The following is a 14,996-nucleotide window of genomic DNA, read 5'->3' on the forward strand; positions in this document are numbered from 1 at the left end:
TTTAGCGCCTTTTGATCGAATTTTCGGAGTGATTCATGCAGCCTGAATTTTGGCAGGACCGTTGGGCGAGCAATCAGATTGGTTTCCACCAGCGCGAGGTCAATCCCTATTTGCAACGGCACTGGCCTGTACTGGGGTTGCCCGTGGGGGTAAAGGTGCTGGTGCCGTTGTGTGGCAAAAGCCTGGACTTGGTATGGCTTAAGAGCCAGGGGTACCCGGTAATGGGCGTGGAGCTATCGGAGCAGGCGGTGGAGGCGTTCTTCAGCGAGCAGGGGCTTGTGCCGCACGTCACTCAGAAGGGCGCCTTCAAGGTTTACCAGGCGGGCCAGATCGAACTGTGGTGTGGCGATTTCTTCAGCCTGGATGCCGAGGCGGTGGCCGGTTGCCGCGGCGTATATGATCGCGCCGCGTTGATCGCATTGCCGCCACTGATGCGTGCGCAATACGCCGAGCACCTGAATGCCTTGCTTACGTCAGGCTGCCAGGGGTTGCTGATTACCGTCGATTACGACCAAGCGCAGAAGGCCGGCCCACCTTTTGCTGTTACGGACGAGGAAGTGCAGTTGCTGCTGGGGTCGTATTGGGCGTTGGAGCGGCTGGAGGAGCGGGACATCCTGAGGGAGAGCGGAAAGTTCCTGCAGGACGGTGTTACTCGCCTTGAAGAACGTGCTTATCGGCTGACCAGGCGCTGATAAGGGCTTTTGCTTTTGTAGGAGCGAGCTTGCTCGCGAAAAACTCCCAGGCGCCGCGTTCATTCAGAAAGCCCGCGTATCGTTGAAGTTTTTCGCGAGCAAGCTCGCTCCTACAGGGAGCGGTGAAAATCAGCAGGCATAAAAAAGGGGCGATCAGATCGCCCCTTGTCGAGTCATCCGGCTATCAGCCGCGGCGACGCAGTGCGTCAATCCGCTCTTCCAGCGGCGGGTGGCTCATGAACAAGCGAGCCAGGCCCTGCTTGATGCCGCCGTTGATGCCGAAGGCGGTCAGGCTGTCGGGCATATGCACCGGCAGGCCCTGTTCGGAGCGCAAGCGTTGCAGCGCGCCGATCATGGCGCTGGTGCCCGCCAGGCGTGCGCCGGCTTCGTCGGCGCGGAACTCGCGTTTGCGCGAGAACCACATCACGATGGCGCTGGCCAGGAAGCCCAGGACCAACTCGGCGAAAATGGTCGCCACGAAGTAGGCAATGCCACGGCCTTCTTCGTTCTTGAAGATGACCTTGTCGACGAAGTTGCCGATGATCCGCGCAAAGAACATCACGAAGGTGTTCACCACGCCTTGTACCAGGGCCAGGGTGACCATGTCGCCGTTGGCTACGTGGCCGATCTCGTGGGCCAGCACCGCCTTGACTTCATCGGGTGAAAACCGCTCCAGCAGGCCCTGGCTCACAGCCACCAGTGCGTCGTTCTTGTTCCAGCCGGTCGCAAAGGCGTTGGCCTCATACGCTGGAAAAATCCCCACTTCGGGCATTTTGATGCCAGCTTCCTGAGACAACTGCTCCACGGTTTGCATCAGCCATTGTTCATGGCGAGTGCGGGGTTGAGTGATGATCTGGGTGCTGGTGCTCATCTTCGCCATCCACTTGGAGATGAACAGCGAGAACAGCGAACCGGCAAAACCAAAGACCGCACAGAAAATCAGCAGCTGATTGAGGTTCAGATCAACCCCATTGGCCGCCATGAACCCGTTGAAGCCAAAAAGGCTCAGGGTGACGCTGGCAATCAGTACGACCGCCAGGTTAGTGGCCAAGAACAGCAGGATGCGCATCATGGTTGTAGAATTCTCCTCATGCTTAATATGTCGCTCACTGCGGGGTATATAAGGTGCGGCATGGGGTGATTCAACCGGGGGACTATTTCAAACTGTGTCCTACACCTCGGGCGTAGGGCCTTGAAGGGATTTTCCCACCTGTATTGTCAGCCTTGATCGACCCGATGCTGCCCCGTCGCCCCGTGATTATAGGGGGTACGACATCGGCAGAGGCCGAATGAAGTACAACCGCAAGTAAGTGACACAGAAGTGTTGCTAGATAATCGCTGTACGACCCTTTGTGAGTCGTACAGCGTCAATGGCCTTACTGGCGATAGGACTTCAGGAAGTTACCGATGCGACCAATGGCCATTTCCAGGTCATCCACGCGTGGCAAGGTCACTACGCGAAAGTGATCCGGCCACGGCCAGTTGAAGGCGGTGCCTTGCACCACCAGCAGTTTTTCTGACAGCAGCAGGTCGAGCACGAACTTCTCATCGTTGAGGATCGGGCAGACTTTCGGGTCGATCCGCGGGAACGCATAAAGCGCGCCCATGGGCTTCACACAGCTCACGCCGGGGATTGCGTTGAGCAATTCCCAGGTGCGGTTACGCTGCTCCAGCAAGCGGCCTTGGGGCAGGATCAGGTCATTGATGCTCTGGTAACCGCCGAGGGCGGTCTGGATCGCGTGCTGGCTCGGTACGTTGGCGCACAGGCGCATGTTGGCCAGCATGTCGATGCCTTCGATGTAGCTTTGCGCGTTGTGCTTGGGCCCGGAGATGGCGATCCAGCCGGAGCGGAAACCCGCCACGCGGTAGGACTTGGACAGGCCATTGAAGGTCAGGCACAGCAGGTCTGGCGCCAGGGAGGCGGTGCAGATATGCACGGCGTCATCGTAGAGGATCTTGTCGTAGATCTCGTCGGAGAACACCACCAGGTTATGCTGGCGTGCCAGTTCCAGCATGCCCAGCAGCACCTCCTTGGAATACACCGCGCCTGTAGGGTTGTTCGGGTTGATGATCACCAGGGCCTTGGTGTTGGGGGTGATCTTGGCCTTGATGTCGGCCAGGTCCGGGAACCAGTCGGCGCCTTCATCACACAGGTAATGCACCGGGTGGCCGCCCGCCAGGGTCACGGCGGCGGTCCACAGTGGGTAATCCGGGGCTGGCACCAGCACTTCATCGCCATTGTTAAGCAATGCCTGCATGGACATCACGATCAGCTCGGACACGCCGTTGCCTAGGTAGATGTCCTCGATGCCGACACCTTCGACCTGTTTCTGCTGGTAGTACTGCATCACCGCCTTGCGCGCGCTGAACAGGCCCTTGGAGTCGCTGTAACCCTGGGCGGTCGGCAGGTTGCGGATCACATCCTGGAGGATTTCGTCCGGCGCCTCGAAACCAAACGGCGCCGGGTTGCCAATGTTCAGCTTGAGGATGCGATGGCCTTCCTCTTCCAGGCGTTTGGCGTGCTTGAGCACTGGGCCGCGAATGTCGTAGCAGACGTTGGCGAGCTTGTTCGATTTGCTGACCTGCATGGCGATGTGATCCTGAAAATGAACGATCCCGACGGCGTAGGCACTACCGTAGGGTGAAGCCTGCACGGCCCGCACCCATAAATACGTTTGAATGCCGGTGGCGCGGGTGCCAGACTGGCGTTTTGAAGAGGCGCAATCATACGTGCCGCCTGATCCATGGAAAAGACACAGATCAGGGTTTTTCAGTTGCCGAGGTGTACCGATGGATAAGTTGCAGAAAACTGTAGACGAATGGAAGGCGATGCTCGATCCGGAGCAGTACAACGTGTGCCGTCTCAAAGGTACCGAGCGACCGTTCAGCGGCAAGTACAACGCCACCAAGACCGACGGCGTCTACCACTGCATCTGCTGCAACGAGCCGCTGTTCGATTCCAAGGCCAAGTTTGATTCCGGCTGCGGCTGGCCCAGCTTCTATGAGCCGATTGCCGATAGTGCGATGGTCGAGATCCGCGATGTCAGCCACGGCATGATTCGCACCGAAGTCACCTGCGCCAAGTGTGACGCACACCTGGGGCATGTGTTCCCGGACGGTCCACCGCCGACGGGCCTGCGCTATTGCATCAACTCGGTATGCCTGGATCTGGTGCCGCGCTAGGCTCGCGTAGCCCCCGTAGGAGCGAGCTTGCTCGCGAAAAACGTCAACGATAACGCGGGGCGCCTGAATGAGCGCGGCGTCTGGGAGTTTTTCGCGAGCAAGCTCGCTCCTACACGAATAAGGTTCTTCTTTCGCTGACTTGAGGTATTGCCATGAGCGACTCCCTGCTGAGCATCCCTTGCACCACCATCAAGGGTGAACAAAAGACCTTGGCCGATTTTGCTGGCAAGGCCATTCTGGTGGTCAACACCGCCAGCAAATGCGGCTTCACCCCGCAGTACAAGGGCCTCGAGCAACTTTGGCAGCAATACAAGGACCAGGGCCTGGTAGTGCTCGGCTTTCCCTGCAACCAGTTCGGCAAGCAGGAGCCTGGCAACGAAGGCGCGATATCCGAGTTTTGCGAGCTGAATTTCGGCGTCAGTTTTCCGCTGTTCAAGAAGATCGACGTCAATGGCAGCGACGCTCACCCCCTGTTTGTGCAGTTGAAAAAACAGGCTCCGGGGCTACTGGGTTCCAAGAACATCAAGTGGAACTTCACCAAGTTCCTCATCGGCCGTGATGGCCAGCAGGTCAAGCGCTTTGCGCCAACCACCAAGCCCCAGGACTTGACCCAGGAGATCGAAGCCCTGCTCAAATGACCTACGCGGTGCGGGTACCCGTCAGAGGCTGGTGGTCTTCGGTACCCACAGTTCCAGCAGCGCGTTGAGTTCTTCCCGGCGAAACGGCTTGGCCAGGTAATCGTTCATTCCCGCGGCCCGGCAACGCTCGCGTTCTTCGGCCATCGCGTTGGCGGTCAAGGCCACGATGGGCAAGTCCGGCCAACGCCCGCTGCGGCGAATCTGTCGGCTGGCCTCATAGCCATCCATCACGGGCATATTGCAGTCCATCAACACCATATCGAAGCGCTGGTCCTCCAGCAGCTTGAGGGCTTCGCCGCCATGGGCTGCGACGATCACCTCGCACCCGAGCTTGCTGAGCATGCCCTTGGCTACCAGTTGGTTGACCGCGTTGTCCTCCACCAACAGGATGCGCGCGCGGTGCGCAAGCGGTGCGGTTTCTATCTGGACCGGGTCGAGCACCAGTTGCGCGTCGCTGCGCAGGTTGCGTTGCAGGATCTGGTACAGCGCGTTACGGCTCAACGGGCGGGCTTGTTGCTGCAGCGGCGCCAGGGCCGCGACTTCTTCGCTGGGCAAAAAGTTGCCGTAGGCGGTGACCAGCAGAATCGGCGCGCTGATGCCCGGGCGCAAGCGGAACAAGCATTCAGGGCAGTCAGTGATCAACAGGTCTGGCGCCAGCCCGCTCAGATCATCGTCCTGGGAATAGCACCGCGGCGTCAGCCCCCAAGAGGGCAATAGCGTGGTGAGCAGCTCCGTCAGCCCACCGCCGGCGTTGGTGATGGCGATCACCTCCCCCGTGAGCGGTGCATAGTGTGTGGCAGGCAAATGCGCCGGCAGTGGAAGGTCGGCGCAGAACTGGCTGCCAAAGCCCACCTCCGAACTGATACTCAAGCGGCCTTGCATGGCTTCGCACAGGTTATGGGTCAGTGCCAGGCCTAAACCCGTGCCGCCAAACTGACGGGTGATGCCAGCGCCGGCCTGGGTGAACGGCTGGAAAATTTTCACCTGGGCTTCCTGAGCGATGCCAATGCCGGTGTCGCACACTTCGATGCTGACCCGGCCTGCCGAGGCGCGCAGGCGCACATCGACGCGGCCGAAGCGGGTGAACTTCAAGGCATTGGAGAGCAGGTTGCTGACGATTTGCCGCACACGGGTCGGGTCACCGATCACCTGGGCGGGAAATTGCGGGTCGATCAGGCAGGTCAGCTCCACACTCGGCGCGGCGTTTTGCGACAGCAGGTTGGCGGTGTCCTCCGCCAGGGAGCCCAGGTCGAAGGGGATATGCTCCAGTTCCAACTGGCCGGCGTCGAATTTGGACAGGTCGAGGATATCGTTGAGCAACTCCACCAGCACTTTGCCTGAGTCATGGGCAATGGACAGTTGCTGGCGCTGTTCGGCGGTCAGCGGGCTGTCCAGTGACAGGGCAATCATGCCCAGCAGCCCATTGAGTGGCGTGCGGATTTCATGGCTCATATTGGCCAGGAACGCCGCCCGCGCCTGGGCCATGCCCAGCGCTGTCATTTTCGCCGCCTCCAGCTCATCGTTGGACTGGCTCAAGCGTTGGTTGCTGGCCTTGAGTTCAAGGGTGCGCGCCGAAACGATATTTTCCAGTTGCCCCAGGTACTCCGTGAGGCGGTCCTCGGCGTGGCGCCGCTGCTGGATCTCGGTTTCCATGTTTTCGAATTGTTGGTTGGCGACGTTGACCAGCACGCCGATTTCATCGTGTTCGTGCCCCGGTGGGCAATCCAGGCGCGCCTGTTTGCGTGTGCTCAGCTCGCGGATAATGCGCACCAGCGGTTGGGTGAGCATTACGTAGAACAGGCCGAGCAAAATCCCGGTGAGCAGCAGGCTGCGGGCGAAGCCGTTGAGCAGGGTGATCTCGGCGCGATGCAGGAAACGGCTGCCAAAGGCATAGGTGTCGACGTCAAGGCGCAGCACACCGAGCGAGTCGTTGGGCATATGGCTGAGAAACAGCCGGTCTTCGAACTGGCGATTGGCCCCAAACAGAAAATCGCTGACGGGCCGATAGTTGCTTTCTTTGCGCGGGCGGTTGACGTCGGCCAGCACCACGCCATTGTTGTCGATCAACTGCGCGCGGATGATGGCAGGGGAGTGCAGCAGGCCCAGGGTCAGTTCCTGGGCGAGTTCGGCATCGATGTTGTAGGCGATGCGTGACGCCGGGTTGTGGCTGATTTCAATCAGTGAGCGTATTTCACGGTTGATGGATGCGTCTTCACTGGCATAATCAATGCCGATTTGGATCAGGCTGAGCAGGGTTCCCAAGACGAAACCGACCAGCACAGTCAATCTGGCTTGTTTATAAGACAAGCGGTGGGCGAACTTGATATCCATCGAGTGTTGAACCACTTAGCGTTTCCCTTCGCCCGGCAAGCATAGCTGAACATCCACAAGCTTTGGCTCGCCCGGCATGAATCGTTTTTTTGATGCAGCCCATGCAGTGTGCCGCAGGGTTGCCAATACGCCATCTTTTGCAAGAAGTTGCCAGAGGAATAGCTGTGGATTCTCGATTGAATGCCTTTCTTGAGCGCGCCGATGCGGTGCTGGCTCGCCTGGAACCGTTGTTACCCGCCCCGCGCCAAGCGATCGACTGGAGCCAATGCCTGGCCGCCCGTTGGCAGCGCGAAGGTCGCAGTGGCTTCCTGTTGCCGCTGGAGGTCAGCCTGGACATGCGCCTGTCGGACCTGATCGGTGTCGATAAACAACGTGAGCAACTGGCGCGCAACACCCAACAGTTTCTCGACGGTTTGCCCGCCAACCATGCGCTGTTGTGGGGTTCGCGTGGCACTGGCAAGTCTTCCATGGTTCGTGCCTTGCTTGCCCAGCACGCCAAGGCGGGCCTGCGCTTGATCGAGATCGAGCGTGACCACCTGGCGGACCTGCCGCGGGTGGTCGAGCAACTGCTCAAGCTACCCCAACGCTTTATTTTGTTTTGCGATGACCTGTCGTTTGAAGCTGGCGAAGGCGATTATCGCGTGCTCAAGAGCGTGCTCGATGGTTCCCTGGAACAGGCGCCGGAAAACGTGCTGCTGTATGCCACGTCCAACCGTCGCCACCTGGTGCCGGAAAACCAGAGCGACAATGACAACTGGAAGCGCGTGGATGGCGAATTGCACCCGAGCGAGGCGGTTGAAGACAAGATTGCCTTGTCGGATCGTTTTGGCCTGTGGCTGTCGTTCTACCCGTTTAGCCAGGAGCATTTCCTGGATGTGGTGGAGCACTGGATCGGCGAGTTGGCCAGCAAGGCCGGCTTGCAGTGGCAGCGCGATGAGCAGCTTGATGTCCTCGCGGTGCGTTGGGCCACTGGGCGCGGCAACCGCAATGGCCGGTGTGCCTATCAATTCGCCCGTTACTGGGTGGGTCTTAAATTGTTGGAACGTCAACCATGATCGATTTACAACAGGCCGGCAGCGGCCTTGATGGCTATGCCATGCTGTGCGCGCAACTGGAGTCGCTGTTGGCTGATGAGCGCGATTTTATTGCCAACAGTGCGCAGTTTTCCGCGTTCCTGTTCAACCAGTTGGATGACTTGAACTGGGCGGGCTTTTACCTCAATCGCAATGAAGAGTTGGTACTTGGGCCCTTCCAGGGGCAGATCGCCTGTGTGCGCATTCCGTTTGGTCGTGGCGTGTGTGGTGCGGCTGCGGTAACGCGGCAAACCCAGCGCGTGGAGGATGTGCACGCGTTCCCAGGCCATATCGCCTGTGACAGCGCTTCGAACAGTGAATTGGTAGTGCCCTTGGTCAAGGACGGTCACCTGATTGGCGTTCTTGACCTCGACAGTCCATTGCTGGCCCGGTTCACCTCTCAGGACCAGGTGGGCATTGAGCGGCTGGCGGAGATTTTCCTGCGGTTGACCGATTGCTGAAGCGGCTGGTGAGGCGGGTAGGGGTAGGGGCGCGTTTGCTCACTCCTACCCCTACCGACCCTGGCGCTTATTGGCTTTGCAGCTCATCCAGTTGAACCTGCAGCATCTTTTCCAGTGCCTGCATGAGTTGTTCCAGAGCCTTGATACCGCTTTCGATCACGGCCCATTCCTCATTGCGCGAACAGCTTTGCTCCAAGGCTTCACATTGCCCCGCCAATGAATGGGCTTGCACGATACGGGCTGCGCCCTTGATCTTGTGGGCTTGCTCAATGATTTCCGAGAGTGGAGCGTGTCGATCCAGCAGTTCGCTAAGGATCTGGCGGTCTTGATGGCTGCTGCTCAGTAGTTCCTCCAGCAGGCGTCGACTCAAATGGGGGTCACCGCCGGTCAACGCTTCCAGGCATTGGAGGTCCAGTCGTTGGTGCACGGCTTTAGGGACAATGTGTGCCAGTTGGCGCTCCAGTACGGTAAGGCTGATGGGCTTGAACAGACAGTCATCCATGCCGGCCTGCACGCATCGTTGCCTTTCTTCTGGCTGGGCATTGGCGGTAAAGCCCAGTACCACGCAGGGCACCAATTGTTCGCGCTGCTCATACTCACGGATTGAGCGACTCAGTTCATAGCCATTCATGATGGGCATGTTGCAGTCGGCAATCACCAGGTCGAAATGCTCTTTACGCCAGGCCTGGAACCCCGCCGCACCGTGCTCGGCAGCGGTGAATTTATGCCCCAGGTAGCCCAGTTGCTGGCACATCAGCAGGCGGTTCGCCGGGTGGTCGTCTACCACCAGTACGTTAAGCACCAGTGCGGTGGCCGGCGTTTGCGGCGTGTGTTCACCCTCCGCCTGGATCGCTTGCAGGCGCGGCATGCTCAGGTTGACGTGCACCTGGGTGCCTACCATGGGCACGCTGCTCAGGCTCAATTGGCCGCCCATCATCGCGCACAGGCTGCGGCAGATCACCAGCCCCAGGCCCGCGCCACTGCGGGCCAGTTGCCCGGAGTTGTCCGCTTGGGCAAAGGGTTCGAACAGGCGCAGTTGGTCTTCCCGGCTGATGCCGATGCCGGTGTCTTCCACCACCAGTCTCAGTTCGATCTGCTCCGGTGCCTGGGTTGGCTGCAGCTCAACCTTGATCTTGACCTGCCCTTGTTCGGTGAACTTGATCGCGTTGCTCACAAGGTTCGATAGCACCTGCTTGAAGCGCAGCGGGTCTATCAGCACCTCGATATCGTTCAGGTCGGGTTTGAACTCCAGCAGCAGACTGAGGGTTTTCTGGCGTGCCAGCCCGTCGAAGACGCGCACCACTGATTCAATCACCTCCCGCAGGTTGACGCGCTCCGGCGCCAGGCTGAGGCGGCCGGACTCGATACGCGCGATGTCGAGGATGTCACCGATCAGCTCCAGCAGGTCTCTGGCCGAGTTGTACGCCACCTCGATCGCCGGACGGTCAAGGTGCCCTTGGTCGGCGCGCTTGAGCGTCAGTTCGAGCATGCCGATCACGGCGTTCATCGGCGTGCGAATCTCGTGGCTCATGGTGGCCAGGAACGTGCTCTTGGCGCGATTGGCTTCGTCGGCGCGCTCCTTGGCAGCGCGTAGTTCATCGAATAGCTGGCGTCGGTCACTGATATCGATCCAGCCACCGATGATGCCTTGGACTTCACCCGTGGAGTCGCGGTAGGGCAGGATCCAATGATAGATGGTCAGTTTCCTGTCGTGGATATGCAGGCTGCGATCGAGGATCAGCGGGTTACCCTCGGCGACGACGCGCAGATAGTCAGCATGATACTGGGCGGCCTCCGAGGCCAGGGCCATGGTCATCTGGGTCACGCTTTTGCCGATCACCTCTTCGCGCTTGACATCGAACACCTGCAGGTAGCTGTCGTTACAGGTCTGCAACAGCCCATTGCGGTCGCGCACGTAGATCGGATGGGGCGTCTCATTGACCAGTGCACGCATGAACTCGAACTGATCGTTGAGGGCGCGTTCGGCCATTTTTCGATGCTTGATCTGGCGACGCATGTAGGCGTTCCAGGCCAGGGAGATCAATAGCAGCAGCCCGGTGCCGATGATGATGCGCGCGATCAGTTGATGGTAATTACGCCAGTAGCTGTCGGATGCGGCGGTGTAGCCACGCCAGCGGCTGTTGATCACACCCATTTCATCCGGGGCGATGCTGAGCAGGGCCTTGTCGAGGATCGAGCTCAACTCCGTGGCTTGACGCGAGGTGGCCAGGGTGAAGGTCGCAGGGGTCGTGCCGATGCTGGCGCTGATTTGCAATTTATCCTGGAAGACCTGGGAAGACAGGAAGTAGTTGGCGATCACCAGGGTGTTCACGGCCCCATCCACTTGTCCCTGTGCGAGCAGCTCCGATGCTCTGAACGTATCACTGGTTTCCACCAGTTGAACCTGCGGGAAGTCTTTGCTCAAGGTCGCGGCCAGTGGGCTGCCTCGGGTGATTGCCAGACGCTTTCCTGCCATCTGCTCCATGTTCGAGGGGGCACCTTGCTCTCTGCGTGTCAACAATACATAGGAGTTTTCCAGGTAGGGGCGGCTGAAATTAAGCTGCGAATCTCGTTCGTTACTGGGCACGATGGCGCCGATCATATCGACTTTCTGGGCCGCGACCTGTTCTATCATCGCGCCGACCTCGCGGCCGCGCTGCACCGAAAAACGCAGGCCGGTGCGCAGGCGAATCAACTCCAGCAAGTCAGCGGTGATGCCGCGAAAGTTGCCGTCCGCATCGAAGAACGTCAGGGGCGCGAAGGTTTCGTTGACGATCACCGTGACCACCGGATGCTCTTTGAGCCAACGCTCTTCGCGCTGGGTCAGTTGCAGTTTCTGGTCGGTCAGCAGAATGTCGCTGCCGGCGCTCCAGCGCTTGGCAATGCTGTCCCTTTCGTTGATGGGCACCGAGGCCAGGGCTGAATCGACAATGCTGAGGAGCATCCGGTTGTCCTGGCGCGTGGCAAAACTGAAACCATACGCTTCATGCTTGCCGAAGTTGGCCATGCGAATGTTTTTGAGATAGCCCTTGTTGATCATGTAATGGGTGGAAATGGTGTCACCGAGAAACACATCCGCCTGGTCGAAGGCCACTGCATTCAAGGCATTTTGATAAGACGGGTAGGCGCGGATGATCGCCTTGGGGTACAACTTTTCCACCTCATTGAGCGGCAGGTAGTGATAGACAAGGCTCAGGCGCAGCCCGTCGAGGCCTTCGCTGAGGCTGCGGGTTTCTCCCTCGCGCGTGACCAGCACCGGCTGGTCCACGGCATAGGGTTCGGAGAGGATAAGGTTCGGCGTTGCAGCTTCAAACCCGTTGGAGGAGCCCAGCAGGTCAATTTCCCCGGCTTCCAGGGCACGAATGGCCGCCGCTCGGGAGGGGTAGCGCATCACAGTGATGGGCAGGGAGAGTGCCTTGGCCAGCAGTCCTGCATAGTCGGCGGTAAGGCCTTCGTAATCATGGCCGCTGGAAGTGAGGTCAAAGGGCGGGTAGTCAGGGGTGGATGTACCCAGCGTTAGTTCACGTTTGTTCTGCAGCCACTGGCGTTGGGCCTTGTCAAAATGAGTGTCCAGTTGAACAGCTCCCGCGCGACTCAAGAGGGTGAAGCGTTCCGGGCTGGTTTGGTGCTCAGCGAGCACAGTCGTGCTGAAGTACAAACCGGCACTTAATATTATTAGATAGTCCTTTATACGCCTGGGCATCCGCTTTCTCACACTAGCGCGTTTCGTTTTGCCATCTCGATGAGGTCAACCAAGGATTTGGCTTGGAGTTTTTGCATGAGTCTCTTTTTATAAGTGCTGACGGTCTTGTTACTTAAGAACATGCCTTTGGCGATTTCCTTGTTAGTGCGGCCCTGTGCAAACAGTTGCAGGACCATCAGTTCCCGGTCGTTGACGGTCTTGAACAGTTCCAGCTCTTGAGCATCCATGCCTTCGGTTCCGGGGCCATTCAAAGCCTGGCTGGGGAAGTAGTTGTAGCCGGACAGCACCGCGCGAATGGCACTCAGCAACTCGCTCAGGTCACCCTCCTTGCACACGTAGCCTTCGGCCCCCGAGCGCATGCAGCGCGTGGCAAACAGCGTGGGGCATTGGGCCGTGAGAACGAGGGTTTTCATCGAGGTGTTCATGGCATTGAACCGGCAGAGCACCTCAAGGCCATCAAGTTTCGGGATGCTGATGTCGAGAATCACCAGGTCTGGAAGGCATTCACGGACCATCTGTATGGCATCGCACCCGTTATCTGTTTCGCCGACGACTTTGTAACCTTCGTGCTCCAGCAACATTCGAATGGCAAGCCGGATAACGGGGTGGTCATCGATAATAAAAACTGTGTTCATAGTCACTTTCCATGCAGGTGCAGATAAAGCGGGCACATTAGCTCAGAAGGTGAGTGCACAGTATGAAGCTCGCACGGAGTAGATGCAGAACAGGAAAGTTCCTACATTTAAAAAGGTATAGGCCTACAAGTTGTTAGGTAATCGTGACAGGGCATGTGAGCGTTTTGAGGATGAGCCAGGCAAGAAGGGAGGCTTGGAGATTTACGGCGGGCCCCGAATCCTTTTTCGTTGTAGGGGATGTTTAAAATCCTACAGGAGTGGGTTAAAAGTTGAGCGGACTAATCGCTCAAGTTCATCTTTGTTCAAAGGTTTTGATAAGTAGCCTAGGAGGGGGAGACTTCGTTGTGCGGCTTGTATCGTCAGGTTAACCAATTCCGAAGTGGGTAAACCGCTTAACAAGATAGCGCTGGTGATGAAGCGTCGGCGGCTGGCGATTTCCACCAGTTCAAGCCCGGGCAGGTCGGGCAGGCATTGGTCGCATAACATCAGGTCGAAAGGGTGTTCGGACTGACTCATCACGCGTATGGCTTGCTCGGCATTTTCCACCGGGGTCAGTTGATCGAAGCCGAAGCTTCTGAGCAGGCACTGGGTGGCCATGAGTTGAAAGGGGTGATCCTCCACCAAAAGAATACGAAGAGAATAGCTGGGCATAAAGAGCACACAGTAAGGCAAGCGTCGATGGGGGCAGTAGGAATTACTCGGCGGGTCCGTTGGGGCGCGCGTGATTATTCTTCGTGCGCCTGTACGAATTCGATCAGGCTGCTCTGTTCCCATCGTAGGGCAATTCGCTTCAGGGAACAGGCAGTTGGATGGAGTCGTTATTGAGGGCTGGAGCGCCCGGTCATTTCCCGTGCCATTTCGGTGGCGTAGCTGTCGGTCATACCGGCGATGAAGTCGATCATGCGCAGGAAAGAGGCGTGCAGCGGCCAGGCGGGGTCCGGCGCGCTATTGCCCAGCAAATCGAGAATGCGCCGGTTCTTGAACGACGGCGTGCGCCCGCCATGTTGTTCCAGGGCCGCGCCACAAAAGGCATTCAGCAGGATTTCGAGGGTGGTATAGGCCCCGATCTCATGCAACGTCTTGCGCTTGTCCTGGAAGATCTTCTTGCGTGCCATGTCCTTGGCATCCAGCACGCAGCGCTTTGCCGGGCCATGCATGTGTTCCACCAAGTCACCGGGCAGCGTGCCGGCCAATAGGGCGTCCTGCTGTTCGACAAACGCCTGCGCCGCCGCATTGGTCAGGTGTTCGATGGCTTTGCCGCGCAGGATCGCCAGCTTGCGGCGACGTGAGTCCATTGGGCCCAGTTGGCGATAGGTTTGCGGCAGGTCATCGCCGACCAGGTTCAGCAGCAGCGACTCGACTTCGGCGTACTGCAGAAGCTCCATTTCCAGGCCGTCTTCCAGGTCGATCAGCGCATAGCAGATATCGTCGGCGGCCTCCATCAGGTAGACGAGCGGGTGACGTGCCCAGCGTTGCTCCTCCAACTGGGGCAGGCCAAGCTTGTGGGCGATCTGCTCAAGAATCGGCAGTTCGCTCTGGTAACAGCCGAACTTGTGTTTCTTGTACCCCAGCGAGTCGGCGTGGCGGGCGGTCCAGGGGTATTTGAGGTAAGTGCCCAAGGTGGCGTAGGTCAGCCGCGTGCCGCCGTCGAACTGATGGTATTCAAGTTGGGTGAGCACCCGAAAGCCCTGGGCATTGCCTTCGAAGTTCAGGAAGTCATTGCGTTCGGCGCTGCTCATGTCATCCAGCCAGCCGCGCCCGGCGGCCTGCTGGAACCAGTGGCGAATGGCGTCTTCGCCCGAGTGCCCGAACGGCGGGTTGCCGATGTCATGGGCCAGGCAGGCCGATTGCACCACCATGCCCAGATCGCTCGGGTCGCACCAGTCGGGCAGGGCGCTGCGCAGGGTTTCGCCTACGCGCATACCGAGTGAGCGCCCCACGCAGCTGACTTCCAGGGAGTGGGTCAAGCGTGTATGGATATGGTCGTTACTCGAAACCGGGTGCACTTGGGTCTTGCGCCCCAGGCGCCGGAACGCGCCGGAGAAAATAATGCGGTCGTGATCTTTGTGGAAGGGGCTGCGGCCCAGTTCTTCGGGGCTGTGCAGGGGTTTTCCAAGACGTTCGCGGGTCAGCAGGGTGGGCCAATCCAAGGCGCAGGCTCTCCGTAAGGTGAATGACAGTTCCAGCTTCCCGGTTCGGCTTTTGTGTGGCAAGCGAATCCAGCGGTAAGCCGAGTCGATATCAATTAACAGCCAGCGCAAAAAACCGCAATGACCAGCA

The 14,996-nt window shown here is 58.9% G+C and carries 12 protein-coding genes; 5 read left to right on the top strand and 7 right to left on the bottom strand.

Annotated features, from left to right (window positions below):
* Window positions 1–35 precede the first annotated feature (35 nt).
* Window positions 36–692, top strand: a complete 657-nt coding sequence (locus tag ACWHXD_RS09675) for a thiopurine S-methyltransferase (protein ID WP_032892713.1) — start codon at window positions 36–38, stop codon at window positions 690–692.
* A gap of 184 nt (window positions 693–876) precedes the next feature.
* On the opposite strand, the gene htpX is transcribed toward ACWHXD_RS09675, so the two are convergent.
* Together htpX and ACWHXD_RS09685 are read right to left on the bottom strand one after the other, a co-directional pair.
* Complete coding sequence (gene htpX, locus ACWHXD_RS09680; RefSeq protein WP_003189904.1) at window positions 877–1,764, bottom strand: protease HtpX; 888 nt, start codon at window positions 1,762–1,764, stop codon at window positions 877–879.
* 304 nt (window positions 1,765–2,068) lie between these two features.
* Entirely contained in the window at window positions 2,069–3,280 is a 1,212-nt protein-coding gene (locus ACWHXD_RS09685) for a pyridoxal phosphate-dependent aminotransferase (protein WP_003189906.1), read from the bottom strand.
* Between the two features lie 202 nt (window positions 3,281–3,482).
* Here ACWHXD_RS09685 and msrB point away from each other — a divergent pair, with 202 nt between their 5' ends.
* Both msrB and ACWHXD_RS09695 read left to right on the top strand, forming a co-directional pair.
* Window positions 3,483–3,875 (top strand): peptide-methionine (R)-S-oxide reductase MsrB, encoded by a 393-nt coding sequence (msrB, locus tag ACWHXD_RS09690; RefSeq protein ID WP_003189907.1) that lies wholly within the window; start codon window positions 3,483–3,485, stop codon window positions 3,873–3,875.
* Between the two features lie 152 nt (window positions 3,876–4,027).
* Window positions 4,028–4,513, top strand: coding sequence for a glutathione peroxidase (locus ACWHXD_RS09695; RefSeq protein ID WP_014717681.1), 486 nt, complete (start codon window positions 4,028–4,030; stop codon window positions 4,511–4,513).
* A 21-nt stretch (window positions 4,514–4,534) separates the two neighbouring features.
* Here ACWHXD_RS09695 and ACWHXD_RS09700 read toward each other — a convergent pair whose 3' ends face one another.
* On the bottom strand, window positions 4,535–6,844 hold the full coding sequence (locus ACWHXD_RS09700) for a hybrid sensor histidine kinase/response regulator (protein WP_138762104.1): 2,310 nt from the start codon (window positions 6,842–6,844) through the stop codon (window positions 4,535–4,537).
* A gap of 164 nt (window positions 6,845–7,008) precedes the next feature.
* Between ACWHXD_RS09700 and ACWHXD_RS09705 the strand changes: the two genes are divergently transcribed.
* Window positions 7,009–7,899 carry an ATP-binding protein gene (locus ACWHXD_RS09705; RefSeq protein ID WP_003189912.1) on the top strand — a complete coding sequence of 297 codons (891 nt, stop codon included), beginning with the start codon at window positions 7,009–7,011 and terminating at the stop codon, window positions 7,897–7,899.
* Window positions 7,896–8,378: a free L-methionine (R)-S-oxide reductase MsrC gene (locus tag ACWHXD_RS09710; protein WP_138762103.1), complete on the top strand. Its 483-nt coding sequence runs from the start codon at window positions 7,896–7,898 to the stop codon at window positions 8,376–8,378. The genes ACWHXD_RS09705 and ACWHXD_RS09710 overlap by 4 nt, the downstream gene beginning before the upstream one ends.
* A gap of 67 nt (window positions 8,379–8,445) precedes the next feature.
* Here ACWHXD_RS09710 and ACWHXD_RS09715 read toward each other — a convergent pair whose 3' ends face one another.
* The 4 genes from ACWHXD_RS09715 to ACWHXD_RS09730 form a co-directional block, all read right to left on the bottom strand.
* A complete protein-coding gene (locus ACWHXD_RS09715) occupies window positions 8,446–12,081 on the bottom strand; it encodes a transporter substrate-binding domain-containing protein (protein WP_098952273.1) in 3,636 nt (1,211 codons plus the stop codon).
* An 8-nt stretch (window positions 12,082–12,089) separates the two neighbouring features.
* Window positions 12,090–12,716, bottom strand: coding sequence for a response regulator transcription factor (locus ACWHXD_RS09720; protein ID WP_003189917.1), 627 nt, complete (start codon window positions 12,714–12,716; stop codon window positions 12,090–12,092).
* A 249-nt stretch (window positions 12,717–12,965) separates the two neighbouring features.
* Window positions 12,966–13,367, bottom strand: coding sequence for a response regulator (locus ACWHXD_RS09725; RefSeq protein ID WP_098952272.1), 402 nt, complete (start codon window positions 13,365–13,367; stop codon window positions 12,966–12,968).
* Between the two features lie 167 nt (window positions 13,368–13,534).
* A complete protein-coding gene (locus ACWHXD_RS09730; protein WP_032892699.1) occupies window positions 13,535–14,866 on the bottom strand; it encodes a deoxyguanosinetriphosphate triphosphohydrolase in 1,332 nt (443 codons plus the stop codon).
* Window positions 14,867–14,996 lie beyond the last annotated feature (130 nt).

This window comes from Pseudomonas fjordensis (assembly GCF_976987115.1).

Excerpts from the sequence above, each read along its gene's own strand:
- ACWHXD_RS09685 (WP_003189906.1), bottom strand. The coding sequence starts at position 3,280 with ATGCAGGTCAGCAAATCGAACAAGCTCGCCAACGTCTGCTACGACATT.
- ACWHXD_RS09710 (WP_138762103.1), top strand. The coding sequence starts at position 7,896 with ATGATCGATTTACAACAGGCCGGCAGCGGCCTTGATGGCTATGCCATG.
- ACWHXD_RS09715 (WP_098952273.1), bottom strand. The coding sequence starts at position 12,081 with ATGCCCAGGCGTATAAAGGACTATCTAATAATATTAAGTGCCGGTTTG.
- ACWHXD_RS09675 (WP_032892713.1), top strand. The coding sequence starts at position 36 with ATGCAGCCTGAATTTTGGCAGGACCGTTGGGCGAGCAATCAGATTGGT.
- ACWHXD_RS09700 (WP_138762104.1), bottom strand. The coding sequence starts at position 6,844 with ATGGATATCAAGTTCGCCCACCGCTTGTCTTATAAACAAGCCAGATTG.
- ACWHXD_RS09725 (WP_098952272.1), bottom strand. The coding sequence starts at position 13,367 with ATGCCCAGCTATTCTCTTCGTATTCTTTTGGTGGAGGATCACCCCTTT.
- ACWHXD_RS09720 (WP_003189917.1), bottom strand. The coding sequence starts at position 12,716 with ATGAACACAGTTTTTATTATCGATGACCACCCCGTTATCCGGCTTGCC.
- msrB (WP_003189907.1), top strand. The coding sequence starts at position 3,483 with ATGGATAAGTTGCAGAAAACTGTAGACGAATGGAAGGCGATGCTCGAT.
- htpX (WP_003189904.1), bottom strand. The coding sequence starts at position 1,764 with ATGATGCGCATCCTGCTGTTCTTGGCCACTAACCTGGCGGTCGTACTG.
- ACWHXD_RS09695 (WP_014717681.1), top strand. The coding sequence starts at position 4,028 with ATGAGCGACTCCCTGCTGAGCATCCCTTGCACCACCATCAAGGGTGAA.